We start from the raw sequence: 1,011 nt of genomic DNA, 5'->3' as shown, positions 1-1,011 counted from the left end.
TTGGCCGGGGTCGATGGTTGTGGGTGGGCGGAGCCAGTAGCGGCCGGTGTTTTCGAAGATCTGCCAGTGCTGGTTGTGGAGCAGCAGGTGGTGGGCGGGGCAGAGCAGGATGCCGTGGTTGATGTCGGTTCTGCCGTGGTCTCTGAGCCAGTGTTCGATGTGGTGGGCTTCGGTGAACGCTGGTGGGCGGTCGCAGCCGGGCCACCTGCAGCCGCCGTCGCGGGCGGCGAGGGCTTGGCGTTGGGCCCGGTTGAACAGGCGTTGTTCGTGGCCGAGGTCCAGGGGCCGGTTGAACTCGTCGACTGTGATGTCAACACGTCCGGAGTCGCAGATGAGGCGTTCGATGGTTTCGGGGGAGACCGGGGCGTTGTTGCCTTCGATGTAGCCGTGCCCGGTTTGGCCGGGAAGGCAGATCAGGATGTCGTCGGCGGCGGCCGGTCCTGTGGGTGCGGCGGGCCTGGCCGTCGTGGCGGTGGTGGTGAGGATCTGCACGGCGGGGCGGCGGCCGCCGAGCATCTCGTTGGGGTTGATGGTGGTGCCGGCTTTGAGGAGGTCGAGGAAGCCGTCGCAGGTGATTTGGCTGGTGTTGCGGGGGTCGTTCTTGACGCGTTTGGCCCAGGCGGCGCGTTCGGTGTCGACGAAGCGCACGCCGCCGCGGCGGGGGCTGGTGAGACTGTCGAAGGTGGCTTTGATGAACTCGCCCTGTTCCGCCGGGAAGAGCCCGTCGATGCGGACCTGGCCGGTGTTCAGGGTCCAGATGCGCAGGTAGCGGTCGTCCCAGGCTTTCTGTTCCCGCACCCTAATGCCGGCCTCGTCGAGGCTGTCGCGCGTCTGCCGGGCCCGTTTGAGGAGCTGGTCGACGTCCATCGCCGCGGCGTCGGCGAGCAGCCCGGCCAAGGCATCGGCGAGGACCGGGCCGGTGACGACGGTATCGATGTCGCCCAGGCCGGTGCGTAGGGCGTGCGCGGCATCGATCGAGAGGGTTCCGCCGGTCACGGCGTGCGAGATCGG

1 protein-coding gene is annotated in these 1,011 nt (G+C 68.3%); it reads right to left on the bottom strand.

What is annotated here, in order from left to right; genetic code table 11:
* The coding region (locus tag C3B61_RS10695; RefSeq protein ID WP_133160280.1) for an HNH endonuclease signature motif containing protein at nucleotides 1-1,011 on the bottom strand (1,011 nt) is incomplete at both ends.

The organism is Cryobacterium zongtaii (assembly GCF_002909375.1).
Taxonomy (GTDB): domain Bacteria; phylum Actinomycetota; class Actinomycetes; order Actinomycetales; family Microbacteriaceae; genus Cryobacterium; species Cryobacterium zongtaii.
This window is presented reverse-complemented; position numbering and strand designations above follow the sequence as displayed.